At 45.1% G+C, this 16,222-nt stretch carries 10 protein-coding genes; 5 read left to right on the top strand and 5 right to left on the bottom strand.

Features of this window, described 5'->3' with window-relative positions; translation table 11 throughout:
- The first annotated feature begins 331 nt into the window (after positions 1-331).
- Both R7E78_RS07130 and tadA read left to right on the top strand, forming a co-directional pair.
- Complete coding sequence (locus R7E78_RS07130; protein ID WP_017635695.1) at positions 332-1,891, top strand: AbgT family transporter; 1,560 nt, start codon at positions 332-334, stop codon at positions 1,889-1,891.
- Positions 1,892-2,143: 252 nt separating this feature from the next.
- On the top strand, positions 2,144-2,653 hold the full coding sequence (gene tadA, locus R7E78_RS07125; RefSeq protein ID WP_064376798.1) for a tRNA adenosine(34) deaminase TadA: 510 nt from the start codon (positions 2,144-2,146) through the stop codon (positions 2,651-2,653).
- A 588-nt stretch (positions 2,654-3,241) separates the two neighbouring features.
- Here the strand turns inward: tadA and mltF are convergent.
- A complete protein-coding gene (gene mltF, locus R7E78_RS07120; RefSeq protein ID WP_053303011.1) occupies positions 3,242-4,819 on the bottom strand; it encodes a membrane-bound lytic murein transglycosylase MltF in 1,578 nt (525 codons plus the stop codon).
- Positions 4,820-5,118: 299 nt separating this feature from the next.
- On the opposite strand from mltF, the gene purL reads away from it, so the two are divergent.
- Positions 5,119-9,012, top strand: coding sequence for a phosphoribosylformylglycinamidine synthase (gene purL, locus R7E78_RS07115; protein ID WP_318057776.1), 3,894 nt, complete (start codon positions 5,119-5,121; stop codon positions 9,010-9,012).
- A gap of 295 nt (positions 9,013-9,307) precedes the next feature.
- Complete coding sequence (locus R7E78_RS07110) at positions 9,308-9,616, top strand: DUF3622 domain-containing protein (RefSeq protein WP_025998700.1); 309 nt, start codon at positions 9,308-9,310, stop codon at positions 9,614-9,616.
- Positions 9,617-9,706: 90 nt separating this feature from the next.
- On the opposite strand, the gene R7E78_RS07105 is transcribed toward R7E78_RS07110, so the two are convergent.
- The 3 genes from R7E78_RS07105 to R7E78_RS07095 form a co-directional block, all read right to left on the bottom strand.
- Entirely contained in the window at positions 9,707-10,147 is a 441-nt protein-coding gene (locus R7E78_RS07105) for a hypothetical protein (protein WP_005381599.1), read from the bottom strand.
- 118 nt (positions 10,148-10,265) lie between these two features.
- A complete protein-coding gene (locus R7E78_RS07100; protein WP_053306531.1) occupies positions 10,266-12,452 on the bottom strand; it encodes a TonB-dependent receptor domain-containing protein in 2,187 nt (728 codons plus the stop codon).
- Between the two features lie 263 nt (positions 12,453-12,715).
- Entirely contained in the window at positions 12,716-13,783 is a 1,068-nt protein-coding gene (locus R7E78_RS07095) for a succinylglutamate desuccinylase/aspartoacylase family protein (protein ID WP_017820600.1), read from the bottom strand.
- A gap of 330 nt (positions 13,784-14,113) precedes the next feature.
- On the opposite strand from R7E78_RS07095, the gene R7E78_RS07090 reads away from it, so the two are divergent.
- Positions 14,114-14,653: a DUF3332 domain-containing protein gene (locus tag R7E78_RS07090; protein ID WP_005381596.1), complete on the top strand. Its 540-nt coding sequence runs from the start codon at positions 14,114-14,116 to the stop codon at positions 14,651-14,653.
- Between the two features lie 64 nt (positions 14,654-14,717).
- On the opposite strand, the gene R7E78_RS07085 is transcribed toward R7E78_RS07090, so the two are convergent.
- The gene (locus R7E78_RS07085; protein ID WP_053350265.1) at positions 14,718-16,190 is read right to left on the bottom strand and encodes an aminoacyl-histidine dipeptidase; all 1,473 of its coding nucleotides are present in this window, start codon (positions 16,188-16,190) and stop codon (positions 14,718-14,720) included.
- Between the last annotated feature and the right edge of the window lie 32 nt (positions 16,191-16,222).

The raw sequence follows: 16,222 nt of genomic DNA, 5'->3' as shown, positions 1-16,222 counted from the left end.
TCACTGTCCGCGTTGCCCTTTTTATATTGAAGAGAATTATTTCTTGCTTCTCATCACGTATAGTTTCTTTTCTTAAAACTATCTATTCATCGCTCTATGCAACCTCTGTTTTTGCCAGCTCGTTTACTAAATGTATATGTTGATTTTTCCATAATGTTTCAGGCTTGTATCTTTGGTTTTGTTTTTTTGCAAAATATGTCTCCAATTATGAAAAAAAATCTAGAACCTTGTGCTTTCTCCATTAGTGTTTACTAGAATACTCGTTGGATAGTAGGTCGTTATAATTATTCAAATAGGCCTTGGCACCAACATCATTCACTATGGAGTTACCATGAGTAACCAAGCTGTAAATAAGGCACCATCATCGAAGCCGAGCGGGATGGAGCGCTTTTTAAACTTTATCGAGAGGACAGGTAACAAAATTCCTGATCCTGCGATTTTGTTCTTCTGGGCATTGATCATTACTTGGGCGGCGTCAGCACTTTTGTCGAATGTATCATTCGATCTTCCAAACCCTCGAACGGGCGAAGCTCTTACTATCACCAACTTACTTACGGGCGAAGCGCTAGCAAGTTTCCTTGCTAACATGGTGACGACGTTTACTGGCTTTGCGCCACTGGGTATCGTACTTGTCGCAATGTTAGGTGTGGGTGTTGCAGATTCTTCGGGCTTTATTACGACGGGTCTTAAGAAGATGCTGAACTTCACGCCAGCTAAGCTTCTTACTCCAATGCTTATTTTGGTTGCCATTGTATCGCATACTGCGGCAGATGCAGGCTATGTTCTGGTTATTCCTCTTGGCGGTATTATCTTCCATGCGGCAGGTCGTCACCCTCTAGCAGGCATTGCGGCAGCATTTGCAGGTGTATCTGGTGGCTTCTCTGCAAACTTTATCCCTTCAGGTATCGATCCACTACTAGCAGGCTTTACGCAAACTGCGGCGCAGGTTCTTGATCCTGAATATGTGGTTAACCCATTAGCGAACATCTTCTTCACTGGCCTATCCTCTATCATTATTGTGGGGATTGGTTGGTACGTGACAGAGAAAATCATCGAGCCTCGTTTATCAAAAATGCCAATTGATGATGATGCGGAAACCGCGCCAAACCTAGGTTCATTTACTGAACTGGAATCAAAAGCATTCCGTTATGCAGGTTGGGCAATGATGGCGGGTATTGCTTTACTTGTTGCAGCGTTAATTCCAGAAACATCAGCACTTCGCTCGCCTGAAGGTGAAATTACTGCCTTCTCAGCACCGATCATGAAGTCTATCGTGCCGTTGATCTTTATTCTGTTTATCATTCCTGGTTACGTTTACGGTAAAGTGTCTGGAACGTTCAAGACCAGCAACGACATTATCAAAGCGATGGCTGATACTATGTCAACCATGGGCGCATACATTGTTATGTCGTTCTTCTGTGCTCAGTTCCTATCTGCATTTGCTCAGTCAAACATCGGTACGATGCTAGCGTTGTATGGCGCAGAAGGCTTAAAAGCGATGAACCTACCAGGTGAAGTGACCATCATCGGTATGATACTTCTAACCGCGTCTGTAAACCTACTTATTGGTTCGGCATCGGCAAAATGGGCTTTAATTGGTCCAATCTTAGTGCCAATGCTAATGGCGGTTGGTATCTCGCCTGAGCTGTCTCAAGCGGCTTACCGTGTGGGTGACTCTGTATCGAACATCATTTCGCCTCTAATGGTATTTTTCCCTCTTGTAGTGGTTTACTGTCAGCGTTATGTGAAGTCGGCTGGTATCGGTACGCTTGCGTCACTAATGATGCCATTCTCGATCGCAATGCTGATCGGTTGGTCTATCTTCCTAGTTGCTTATTGGATGGTAGGTATCCCGCTAGGCATTCAAGCTCCTTACACTTACACAATGTAAAAACGTGTAGGGTGTGAAAGCCGCTAATTGGCAGCCGAAAAGCGCAGGTCTTCGATCTGCGCTTTTTTGTTCTCGCACAACGAACATCGATAGGTCTTGTAACTAGGTTTTTTGGGGTTGCAGACTTTGTCCCGTGATGTGTTGCTGTAGTGAAACCGAAGTTGGTGATAAAATTCCCGACTTCAATCGTTTTTTGTTTCTTTGGAGCCTCCTTTGTCTAACCATCCGTTTACCCCTCAAGATGAATTGTTTATGCGCAGAGCGATGGTGCTTGCCGAGCAAGCAGAAGCTGAGGGGGAAGTACCTGTCGGCGCAGTGCTTGTCAAAGATGGTGAAATTATCGCTGAGGGGTGGAATCGCTCTATTGGTACTAATGACGCTACCGCACATGCTGAGATCCAAACACTGCGTAAAGCAGGCCAAAAGCTAGAAAATTACCGCCTTCTGGATACGACGTTATATGTAACACTTGAGCCATGCCCAATGTGTGCCGGAGCCTTATTGCATAGCCGCGTTAAGCGGGTTGTTTTTGGAGCGCCAGATTTAAAAGCTGGAGCAGCAGGAACAGTGCTTAATTTGTTTGAAAGCCAAGCAGCTTACCATTACGCCTTAGTTGAAAAGGGGCTGCTAGAAGATGAGTGCCGCACTCAGCTACAAGCGTTTTTTAAGCGCCGCCGAAAGGAAATTAAAGCGAAGAAGCAAGCACAAAAAGCATTAGAAAATGGAGAGAGCGAACAAGGTAGTGGGAGTAGTGAGGGCTAGCAAACACCTACAACGTGGTAGATGTTTGCTTGGACGCACTAGTGATTGACTAAATGTACAAAAACACGATTACGTGAACTTACTTTCTTTTTCATACATGTCAGTTTACGTTTACGTCGGATAGCAGCTACTGTGTTATTTAAACGCTTTGACTGCACTCTACGTCTTCTCATATTCAAAACCTCCTGCAGACAAGACTTATACCAGTAAAGCGCGGCTCATCGATGCTTGGCAATAGGCTCGATAATCGCACTAAACATTGTATGGTTTAAACGTTCTTCATTTGACTTCTGCATTGCACAGAGCCAGCAAACAATTTCAATACGATGCTTAATAATAGGAGTGACGTTATTTCGGCAGAGTGTAGCCGAAGGCGCCGCTTCATCAAGTGAGCTAAACCATTTGGTTGTAAAGTAATCTGTTACAAAGCAATCAGTTTTACTAACGATGAAGAAAAGGCGACCAACCAAAGGAATGGTTGAGTGTGGTTGGTGTCACTCAGAATATTGGATTCTAGATAAGTTTTCGTTAGGACTCAATAAAAATGACGAGCTTCATAGGCTCGTCATTTTTTAGTTTACCGCGGGTTTATTCTTCAATGCTTTCTTGTTTGGTGTCTTCTTCAACCGTGACGTCAGAAGCGCCAGAGACTTGTTCTACGACGGTCTCTACTGCGCCCGATATCAAAATGTCGGGGGTGAGCGGCGGAATCACTTGTAAGTCATCGCTATTCTCATCAATCGCTGGCTGTTGGCTGACATGACCAATGATGGATTGGTAGTAACGTCGAATATTTTCTACGTAATTACGCGCTTCATCGCCTCTGGCGTACCCATAGCGAGTTTGGCTGTAATAGCGCTTCTGACGAAGTAAAGGCAGCCTGTCTTTTACATCGGCCCAAGCGTTCGGATCGCCACCTTGTGCTTTGGTGAGTCGTCGTGCGTCCATCATGTGGCCGTAACCAATATTGTATGAAGCTAACGCAAACCATATTTTTTCATGCTCGTTAATGCTATCAGGCACGCGACTTACAATACGACGTAAGTACTCGACACCACCACGAACAGATTGCTCAGGGTCTAAACGGTTTGTTACCCCGACGCTTTTCGCTGTTGGCAGAGTCAGCATCATCATCCCCCTAACACCTGTTGGCGATTTTGCTGTTGGTTTCCAGTGTGACTCTTGATAAGCCAATGCTGCAATTAAGCGCCAGTCGAACTCTTCGCTGTATTTTTGGAATAAAGGTGCCCATTTAGGCAATTTGTCATCCAGAGCTCGAATGAATGCGCGAGTATCAACGTAGTCAAATGCTTCAATATGACCAATGTACTTTTCTTCGAGGGTGGACAGTTCTCCTGATTGTTTGATGTTACCGAAAAACTCTATCAGCATCGCATACAAACTTTCGTCTTCAGAACGTCGAGTAAACCAAGATACTGGTTGATCTTCTGTAAGTTCGAACGCGAGCGCAAGATCGGGGTAAAGGCGTTGAGCAAGGGAAAGTTCCACCGAATCAGTCACAGTAAAACGTAACTCACCCGTCGATACGTATTTGAGTAAGTCTCTCGTGTCAGCATCACCAACAATTTCAAACTGAAGTTCTGGATACTGCTTCTTTAACGCTGTTAGGGTCGGAACATATTGCGATTGTTCAACGATCTTTAATGTTTGAGCGCCTGCATTTGTATCTTCGTCGGACTCGTCGTCTTTCGAGGCTTGGTATTCAATGAGTTGTTCGATATCACGTGGTCGAAGTTGCCCTTTTTTGTATACCACTTGTTGGCTTACATAATAATAGGCAGGGCCTGGTCTAAATCGTTTGACTGCTTGTGACGTTTGATTTAAACCCGTAGCGATGATATCGATATCTCCTTTCTTAAGAGCAGGAAAAAGCTCAGCCTGGCGAAAGGCTGGTTTAATCTCGAGTTTGACGCCGAGCTGTTCCGCAAACTGACGCGCCAATTCGTAATCCAACCCTGCGGGACCATCGGGACCTATGTAGTAGGAAAGCTGATTGTTTAGCGTGCCAACACGAAGCACACCACGTTCTTGAATTTTTTCAAATTCACTTTTGGGCTCCGACTCAATCTGGCAAGCTGAGAGCAAAAGAACAGAAACTAAAATTAGAGCACTGCGCTTGAGGCGGTTGAAGTGACTTATTTGCATTAATAGGTACATCTTGGAAAATTTCTATTTGCCTTTATATCAAAGCGAGCTCATGGGGCAAAGTGAATCACACACTTATAACGTGACATTGTGTGTTTTATCGACATTTTAGTTGTAATTCAAATTTGACAAAAAAAATGACGCAAACGGTTGCTTTTGGTGTTACATCACAAAAACAATTACTATATAATGCGCTCGCAATGACGAGGTGGAATCGGCATAGGTTCGACAGGGCTTATTTTAAGTGTCTGAATTTATTCCAATATCACCTTAATCAATTGCATAAGAGACCTAAGCACATGAGAATTTTGCGTGGCTCCCCAGCTCTTTCAGAGTTTCGTGTTAATAAACTACTGGAACTTTGTCGTGAACAAGATCTGCCTGTAACTGGCATTTATGCCGAGTTTATGCACTTTGCCGATCTAAAGTCAGACCTTGATGACCAAGAGTTAGAAAAACTTGAAAAGTTACTAACTTACGGCCCAACCATCGAAGAGCATGAGCCTGAAGGTCTTCTACTTCTTGTCACGCCTCGTCCTGGCACTATCTCGCCTTGGTCTTCTAAATCTACCGATATCGCTGTTAACTGTGGTCTGGATAAAGTGAAACGTCTAGAGCGTGGTACGGCTTATTATGTCGAGTCTTCAGTTGTTCTATCAGAAGCTCAAGCTGACGCTGTTAAAGCGTTAATTCACGACCGCATGATGGAAACAGTATTCACAGAATTTGAAGCCGCATCAGCATTATTTACTGTTGCAGAGCCTAAGCCTGTCGCACATGTTGATATCTTAGCTGGCGGTCGTCTTGCGCTTGAAGAGGCAAACGTTTCCCTTGGCTTGGCACTCGCAGAAGATGAAATTGATTACTTGGTCGAGAACTTTACTAAGCTTGGGCGTAACCCAAACGACATTGAATTGATGATGTTTGCTCAGGCGAACTCAGAGCATTGTCGCCACAAAATTTTTAACGCAGATTGGACTATCGACGGGGTAGATCAACCTAAGTCTTTGTTCAAAATGATCAAAAACACTTTTGAAACGACACCTGACTATGTACTGTCTGCATACAAAGACAACGCAGCCGTTATGACAGGTTCTAAAGCGGGGCGTTTCTTCCCTGACCCTAAATCTCGTCAATACACGTACCACCATGAAGATACGCACATCTTGATGAAGGTAGAAACGCACAACCACCCAACGGCAATCTCTCCATGGCCGGGCGCATCGACTGGCTCAGGCGGTGAAATCCGTGACGAAGGCGCGACGGGTATCGGCGGTAAGCCAAAAGCGGGTCTGGTTGGCTTTACAACCTCTAACTTACGTATTCCTGGTTTTGAACAGCCATGGGAAACCGACTTCGGCAAGCCGGGTCGTATTGTGAATGCGTTAGACATCATGCTTGAAGGCCCTCTTGGCGGCGCGGCATTCAACAACGAGTTTGGTCGTCCAAATCTATTGGGTTACTTCCGTACTTACGAAGAAAAAGTCACTTCTCATGCGGGTGAAGAAATTCGTGGTTACCACAAACCAATCATGATTGCTGGTGGTATGGGTAACATCCGCGATGAACACGTACAGAAGAAAGAGATTCCAGTGGGTGCGAGCCTAATCGTACTTGGTGGTCCGGCAATGAACATCGGTCTTGGTGGTGGTGCGGCATCTTCCATGGCATCTGGTCAGTCAGCAGAAGATCTGGACTTCGCTTCAGTACAGCGTGAAAACCCAGAGATGGAACGTCGCTGTCAGGAAGTGATCGACCGTTGTTGGCAGTTAGGCGACGACAACCCAATCGCATTTATCCATGATGTGGGTGCAGGCGGTATCTCTAACGCATTGCCTGAACTTGTCGACGACGGTGAGCGTGGCGGTAAGTTCCAATTACGCGATGTACCAAACGATGAGCCGGGCATGAGCCCACTGGAAATCTGGTGTAACGAATCACAGGAACGTTACGTTCTAGCGGTAGCGCCAGAAAACATGGAAGCATTCGACGCCATCTGTAAGCGTGAACGCGCACCGTATGCAGTGGTGGGTGTGGCGACAGAAGAGCGTCATCTAACGCTAGAAGATTCTCACTTCGACAATACGCCAATCGATATGCCAATGGATATCCTGCTTGGTAAGCCACCGAAGATGCACCGCGACGCAACCACACTAAAAGTGGAAAGCCCTGCCATTGTTCGTGATGGTATTGAGCTTAATGAAGCGGTGGATCGCGTACTTCGTCTTCCTGCTGTTGCAGAAAAAACATTCCTAATTACTATCGGTGACCGAACAGTAACGGGTCTGGTTGCTCGTGATCAAATGGTTGGTCCTTGGCAGGTACCAGTAGCAAACTGCGCAGTAACAGCGGCAAGCTACGACACTTACCATGGCGAAGCAATGTCGATGGGTGAGCGCACGCCAGTGGCATTACTAGACTTTGGAGCATCGGCTCGCCTAGCCGTTGGTGAGTCACTAACGAACATTGCGGCAACAGACATCGGTGATATTAAACACATTAAACTGTCTGCGAACTGGATGTCTCCAGCGGGTCACCCAGGTGAAGATGCGGGTCTTTACGAAGCAGTGAAAGCGGTTGGTGAAGAATTGTGTCCTGCGTTAGGTTTGACTATCCCAGTTGGTAAAGACTCCATGTCGATGAAAACCAAGTGGGAAGAAAACGGCGAGAGCAAAGAAGTCACTTCTCCACTGTCGCTAGTTATCACGGCATTTGGTCGTGTGGAAGACGTACGTAAGACCGTGACTCCACAACTACGCACTGACAAAGGAGATACCTCTCTAGTTCTTGTTGACTTGGGTAACGGAAAAAACCGCTTAGGTGCGACAGCATTGGCACAAGTATACAAACAGCTGGGTGACAAACCTGCTGACGTAGATAATGCAGAGCAGCTAAAAGGCTTCTTTGATGCAATGCAAGCGTTAGTACGTGATGACAAGCTAGTGGCTTACCACGATAAAGGCGACGGCGGTCTTTTTGTTACACTGGCTGAGATGGCGTTCGCGGGTCACTGTGGCGTAAAAGCGAACATCGCAGAGCTGGGTGATGATGCGCTAGCCGTTCTATTTAACGAAGAGCTAGGTGCGGTTGTTCAAGTTAAGAATGATGATCTAGATTCAGTTCTATCTACTCTGGCGGCAAACGGCTTAGAGGCATGCTCACATGTGATTGGTTCTGTTGAAGCTTCAGACGACTTTGTTATCACTTCTGGTGATGCAGTTGTGCTTGAACGTTCACGTACCGAACTACGCGTTATCTGGGCTGAAACAACGCATAAGATGCAAAGTCTACGTGATAACCCAGCGTGTGCAGACCAAGAGCACGAAGCTAAGAAAGACAACTCTGACCCTGGTCTAAACGTTAAGCTCAGCTTCGACGTAAATGAAGACGTTGCAGCACCGTACATTGCGAAAGGTGCTAAACCTAAGATGGCAATCTTACGTGAGCAGGGCGTTAACTCCCACGTCGAAATGGCAGCAGCGTTTGACCGCGCAGGTTTTGAAGCAACCGACATCCATATGAGCGATATCCTAACGGGCCAAGCGGTACTGGATGAATACCATGGCTTAGTAGCTTGTGGTGGCTTCTCTTACGGCGACGTACTAGGTGCGGGTGAAGGTTGGGCTAAGTCTATCCTGTTTAACGCACAAGCTCGTGAACAGTTCCAAGCCTTCTTCAACCGTGAAGAGACGTTCTCTTTAGGTGTATGTAACGGTTGTCAGATGCTATCAAACCTGAAAGAGCTGATCCCAGGTGCAGACTTGTGGCCACGTTTTGTGCGCAACGAATCTGAGCGTTTTGAAGCGCGCTTTAGTCTAGTTGAAGTTCAGAAATCTGATTCTGTATTCTTTGATGGCATGGCTGGTTCGCGTATGCCAATCGCGGTTTCCCACGGAGAAGGGCGTGTAGAAGTACGTGATGCAGAGCACCTAGCAGCGATCGAGGCATCAGGTACGGTTGCGGTTCGTTACGTGGATAACCTCGGTAACCCAACACAACAATACCCGAACAACCCGAATGGTTCGCCAAACGCGATTACCGGTTTAACAACAGCAGACGGTTGCGTAACTATCATGATGCCTCACCCAGAGCGCGTATTCCGCACAGTTGCAAATTCTTGGGCTCCGGAAGGTTGGGGTGAAAATGGCGCTTGGATGCGTATGTTCCAAAATGCCCGTAAGAATATCGGTTAATTAACCAAAGGTTAATCTAGCTTAAGTAAAGCGCTGGTTGAGAGACCAGCGCTTTCTTTTTTCTTATCACTCTTTTTTCTTCGTCGCTCTTTCTAGTGACTTGGCGAAACGTTGCTTTGTTCTGCCTCTTCTTTGTCATCTATTATCTAGCGTAAAAAACTTGCAGCGTTTAGATTACTTTTATGCTCTAATACCGCGCTTACCAAGGGATGGTGTTAAACAGCTCAGCTTAGATGGAGTTATCAAGTTGACCGAATCCCTGATTGATCCCTAAATCCCTTAGGAAATGAAAGAAATGTCTAAGAATCCAAAATTTGCTATCCGCGTCACTGAAAAACGTAACGGCTGGAGCGCAGAAATCACTCGCCAAGTGACATCTCGTAAGACTGTAGTATCAAAGCGTGAAACAGGCTTTGACAGCGAAGAGAAAGCACAAGCTTGGGCTGAACAAGAACTGGCTGGATTTATCCAAAACCAAGTGGTTCGTAACGAGCGTAAAGCAGCGCAACGTCAAGAGCGTGAAGCAGAACAACTAGCGGCAAAAGTTCGTAAAGAAGAAGCCCGCAAAGCACGTGAAACCGAAGTAGACACTGACGAAGAATAAGTTTAAATCGGTGAGATGGTGACGTTACCCATCAAACAAATAGTGAAAATGCCCTGAGTTTTGTCTCAGGGCATTTTTTATTTATATCGGCTAAAAACAATCCGACGATACGGACAAGCTAAACGTGCCGTCTTCAGGGGCTGCAAATTGTTTATTGCCAGGAAGAAGGTGAGGGTTATTAGCATAAGTGCGATGTGTCGATTTGACCTTTGCAGAATGTCTTTCCGGTAAATCAAAGTGTTGTAAGCCGTCAGATAGATCGTTTGCTTCACCGTAGTCGAAATGTGTTGCGACGTCTTTGGGCTGCTTGGCGTAACGACAGTGATCCGGCTTACCATCTTCGTGCCAAGTTAAAGAGTTAGTTTTTGCATCTAGATTCAGGTTATTTGCTGTTGGCTGTGCGTAAAAATCTTCTGAAACTTGGTGCTTGCTTTGTTCTTGTAAGTAGTCTGCAATGTTCTCAGAAGCTTGCGCTAGGCTACCTACAGGGAAGAAGCAAATCAGAAGAAGCCGTGTTTTTAGATTGTTCATAATGTGTATGCAAGCAAAAGGAAATGATAATACTGATAAATAAAACGGCGTGCAATTATGGCCATTGGATACGATATAACAGGGCAGTTAATGTCTGCCCTGCATCTTTTAGGTATGGTTAGTATTGATAAGTGAGGTGCAGTTTGACTTCGCGACCAGGCGAAGGCACGCCATTAGATAGGTATGCTTCGTAGTAACGATCGGTTAAGTTTTTCACAACCGCGCCAACGCTCAAGCCTTCGACTTGTTGTATTTCCCAAACCACGTAAGCGTTTTGTAGCGTGTATTGCTCACTTGGCGATTTCACTTTTAAATTATTACCGCTTGCCTTGGTTTTGGTTTGCGCATCATACCAACGGACTTCCCAGCCCGTACGTAAACCAGGAATCCATTCGTAACCTAAACCCAGATTAATGTTTAATGGCGGTACATCAGGATGATCATCATCTGAACCTGTAGAGTCAGATAGGCTACCTTTGTTTTTGCCGCGAATGTAACTTGCTGAGAAATTACTGTAGAAATCTTCAATCCGGTATTGTGAAATTAGCTCAAAGCCATAGTTTTTAAAGCCATCTAGGTTTGTATTCCAGCTTTGTAACTCAGTAGTATTTTTGTCGAGGTTTTCGCCCGTTCGTATATCAACTGTGTCGCTAACATCGTTATAGAACATAGTTAACTCTGTTGCGAGGTTATCGCGAGAGTTCACCAGCCCTTCCGTTAAGTTGATAACGCTTGCTTGATAAGCATGGATACGAGACACGTCCAGATTCAAAGCAGTAGCCGTAGCGGTAGCTCGCGCATATTGCACTGAGTAGATGTTATCAACGGTTGGTGCTTTTAAAGCGTAGGCGTAGGAGGCGTTTAAACGCGTATTATTGCTCGCATCAAAGTCGATATCCAAACGTGGGCTAAAGCCTTTATGCGTCGTTTCACCGTAGTTATGTCCGGCAGCTGGATCATTATAATCCGGCGCTGCGTTCCCTTTTCCTTCACTCTTGATGTATTCGTAACGCAGAGAAGGTGTGATTGTTAGGCGGTCTGTTGCTTGATAGTGATCAGCAATGTAAGCGGCATAAATTGACTGCGTGCCAGATGGTTCGTAGTAAGGGGTGTACCAACCGTAGTTTTTCGCTTCATTACTGTCGTATGATGCGTTGAATACTAACGAGTCTCTATCGGTTTTTTGATATTGAAGCCCAGTGACTAGAGTGTGGTCTCCGAATTGTGCTTGGTTAAACACATCAACGTAGTCACGCTCGTAACTCAGCCATGACTCATGACCGTAACTGCCAACAGAAACGAACATTTTCTCGAATGCTACGTCAGGGCGAACCCAATGACGATCGTTTTCGGAACGTGCCATTTTGATATTGAAATCAATATACGGGTTAGTCGGCATGTAGTGGTAAGAGATGGTTGTGGTGTTGTCCGTGTATTTGTTATCGACGGTGTAAGCGTATTGGGCTTTTTCTAATGAGCCGTATTTCTTGATATTGTATTCGGTGATGTTAGGCATTTTTCCGCGACGGTTAGCCCAAGGTTTACGACCTTCATCTTTGTAGCGAGTATGGCTAATTTCAAACTCGTGATCGTTATTTTCATAACCGACCTTTACGAGCATGTTTTCTTGCTCATAACCTGAGTAATCTAGCGTTTCACCACCTCCGACTTTAATGTCATCAGAATCTTTTACCGAGCCATTCGCTAGAAAATAAAAACCAGTATCGTTTTTACCATAGAGTGTTAGCGTGTAGGCGTTCTCATCGCCGTTGGTGTTGTATGCACTTGAGATGCGAGCACCAAAGTTTCTTTCGCCGTACAGGAGATCATCGACACTTTTGGTTTTAATGCGAATGGAGCCACCAAACTTCCCGTTGAGTGCTCGATAGTCGTGCGCGCCCTTGATAATTTCTGCTTCGCCAATTAAGAACGGATCAAAAAAGAAGGTACCGTAGCGGTATTGTTGAAAGCCAATTGGAGCGCCATCGACAAAGACGGCGATATCGCTTGGATCATCAAAACCACGAATGTTAATACGTTCGCCACCAGAACGACCGCCACCATCTATTGATGCACCGGGAACGGCATCGATCATTGAGGCAAAATTAGAGTACTGTTGCTCTTCAATCTCTGACCAATTAATGGTGGTTTGCGCAGGCTCAGCAATGGTAATAGGTTTGGCATAACGAACGCCTATGACTTCAAGCTCTTCATTTGGCGCTGTCTCGGCATATGAATAAAGAGGGAAGAGCAAAGCCAGTGAAATGAGATTTACTTTGAATGGATGACTTTTTAATCGTTTCATATTGATGATTTATAGTGTTTTTATGAAGCTGGGATTATAAGAACATTATTACGATTAATAAATGATAATGAGATTAATTATCAAATGTGTTTTTGCGACGGATTGTAAAGTTTTTTATCCATTCGTGGAAACTACGATAAGTATCGTTAGCGTACATAAAACAAAAAGCCCAGCATCATGGACGCTGAGCTTATTGGCTTTAAACAAGATAGTGCGAGCACTGTTGCTCCTTTTGAGCTAATCAGGCGCCTATTTGATAGGAATTACTGAGTTTCTAACGGTATCTGTCCGGTTGTCAGCGGCTCGGCATCGAATTCAGTGAGGCCTTCAATATAGCTTTCGACTGCTTGCTCTAAAGCATTATCACCTTGGTTAAAATAGGCAAGGTGGAAAATTGCATCGCCTTCGTTCACCAATGGTAATGTTTGTTGACCGATAACCAAACCACGCTTCGGGGCTTTTAGTTCTATCTCATCATGACCAAGAGGAGAGCTAATATAAGCGAGCGTTTCCCCCTGTTCTACTTTGTCTCCCAGATTAACGACAGTACGCAAAATGCCGTTACCTGACGCGCGAACCCAGCTGGTGGACTTCGCTATGATAGGCTCAGGCAGCTTTTTCCTGCTCGCACGCAACATACCAATGGCTTGCATTACGCGCCGAACCCCGAGTACACCAGCGCTTATCGAAAGTGGATCAAAACGCAATGCTTCGCCAGCTTCGTAGGTGAGCACTGGAATATCGCATTTTTCTGCTTCACTGCGTAAAGAGCCATCACGCAATGCTGAATCAACAATCACTGGCGTCGCAAATGCTTGAGCAATACGTAGAGTTTCTGGGTTGCTTAAGTTTGCGCGAATCTGTGGCAAGTTCGTGCGGTGAATGGCTCCTGTGTGTAGATCCAAAATGTAGTCACAACGCTTGGCAATGTTGTTAAAGAACCCGTGTGCCATACGAGATGCAAGTGCGCCTTTTTCACTGCCAGGAAAGCAACGGTTGAGATCTCGTCGGTCGGGCAAGTAACGAGATTTATGGATGAAACCAAAAACGTTAACGATAGGTACTGCAATGACAGTGCCTTTCAGTTTTTGTGGATCCAGTTGGTTAATGATCTGACGAACGATTTCTACGCCATTAAGCTCATCACCATGGATAGCAGCATTCACCATTAACACTGGTCCTTCTTGTTTCCCATGGATGATTTCCACAGGAATAGATAAAGGCGAATGTGTATATAGCTTCGCTGCTTCAAATTCGATCTCTAATCGTTGTCCTGGTTGTATTTGATGTCCTAAGAGCTCAAACACTTTGCTTTTTTTACTTCTGGCCATAAACCATCTCTGTCAAATGCGTCATCAGCAATGTAACAATTGCTGCAAAATCGCACTAATCATTCTCATTAAGGACACGACAAATTACTTTAATCGTCATGCGTGAAATTTTGGTATGTGTGAAGTTTTTGTTTTCAATATGATCTTTTCTATCAGTTTAATACATAACAAGACATAGAGAAGAGTGCGCAATAATAGCCTTAAAAAATGTGACTGTATTAAAAATAATACTGTTCATGGAGGACAAAAAAACGGACTTTTAACCCTACTTTTTATCCGATAATATCCGCGCCGAATTTGAGGTTTCACACTTTCTAACTAGAGGTTTTGATGAAAAAGGCAATTGCTAAAATTGGTGCATTGACTGCGGTAGCAGTTTCACTTTCAGGTTGCGTAGGTAGTAATGCCGTGACAGGTTATGTTATGGGGTTTAACTTGAAAGCTGTTGACAACCGTTACGCTCGAGGTGGTCTAAATATGCTTTTAGCGCCTGTTTATGGTGTCGCGATCGCAGCGGATTATATCGTGTTTAACTCTCTAGAATTTTGGACGGGTAAGAACCCGTTAAATGGTAAGCCACATATCTTCGATACAAAGGTAGATACTTACATTGATGTCAATCACCAGTTAGATAAGTCGTTAACGACTGCACCAATCGCACCATTAGCGGATAACCGTGTCATTGAGCAGGGGCGAATGCAGCAAATCGATGAGAACACCGTTCAAATGGATATTACTTACAGTAACGGTGAAAAGGCGACACTCATGGGTGTACGCGATGGTGAGTTTGTTACTTACTACATTGATGGTGAAGTTGCTGCACAAACCTCAATGGATGAGTTAGCCGCTTACGCGCAAAACCGTGTGTAGTTGGGTTCAACTAAACCAAAAAAAGGGTGCCGTATGGCACCCTTTGTCGTTTTTCGTGATTGAATTATGCTTTCTCTGGAATCGCTTCTAAAAGCGCGACCATCTGTTCCCAGTACAACTGAACAGTATCAATCTTCACTTTCTCATCTGGAGAGTGAGGGAATTTTATTGTTGGACCGAAAGAAACCATATCCATGTGTGGGTATGGTTCTTTAAATAGGCCACACTCAAGACCAGCATGGATGACCATGATGTTCGGCTTATGACCGTAAATGCCTTCATACATATCACGGAAAATTGCCATGATCTCGGAATCTGCATCTGGCTTCCAGCCAGGGTAAGCGCCTGAGAACTGAATTTGTGCGCCTGCTAGCTCAGTAATCGAGCGCAGCATGCTTTCCACTTGGCTACGGCCAGAGTCAATGAGAGAACGAATCAAGCAAAGCACGGTGACTTTATTTTCTTCTGTGCTGATCACACCAACGTTTAGAGAAGTTTCAACAACGCCTTCCACCTCATCACTCATACGGATTACGCCGTTTGGACAAGCGTTAAGTGCCGCAATGAATCGTTGCTGATCGGCGATTGAAAATACTTGGGCGTCAGTCGTGATCACTTCATTAAAGGTTACGATACCTGTTTCGATTTTACCCAATTCAGTTTTAAGCAGCTCAGTGTAGTGGTTGAACAGCTCAGCAAGCTTGTCTTGGTTTTCGACAGGAAGCGCGACAGTAACAAACGCTTCGCGAGGGATTGCATTACGTAAGCTACCACCACGGAATTCGACTAAACGTAAATCAAGCTCTTGAGCATGACCGGCAAGGAAACGACCAAGTAATTTGTTGGCATTACCGCGACCTGTGTGAATGTCACAACCTGAGTGACCACCTTTTAGGCCTTTCAGCGTCAGTTGGCGTGTTACAAAACCTGCAGGCGTTGATTCTCGAGAAATATCGAAAGTCATGGTGCCATCAACGCCACCTGCACAACCCATGTAGACTTCGCCTTCTTGCTCAGAGTCTGTATTTAGAAGAATCTCACCCTCTAACCAACCAGCTTCAAGGCCAAATGCGCCAGTCATGCCTGCTTCTTCATCAATCGTCAGCAGAACTTCGAGTGGACCGTGCTTAATATCTTTAGATGCCAATACAGCAAGGCAAGAAGCCATACCAATACCGTTATCTGCACCAAGCGTCGTGCCTTTCGCAGTTACCCATTCGCCATCGATGTAAGGTTGGATTGGATCTTTGGTGAAGTCGTGTTCAGTGTCTTCGTTTTTCTGCGGCACCATGTCGATGTGTGCTTGAAGTACAACAGCCTTCTTATTTTCCATTCCTGGTGTCGCGGGCTTTTTGATGAACACGTTACCGGTTGGATCACGGCGAACGTCAAAGCCTTGCTCTGTTGCCCAGTTGATAATGTACTGTGCTAATGCTTCTTCATGTTTCGATGGATGAGGGATTGAACAAATCTTATCGAAAAACTGCCAAAGTGGAGCAGGTGATAAGGTACTGATCTCAGAATGGAACTCAGACACGGAGGACTCCTTTTGATGTGCTTTGCCAAATA

It is taken from the genome of Vibrio sp. YT-19(2023) (assembly GCF_033337395.1).
Note: the sequence above shows the minus strand (reverse complement) of the source record. Positions and strands in the feature narration are given on the sequence as shown.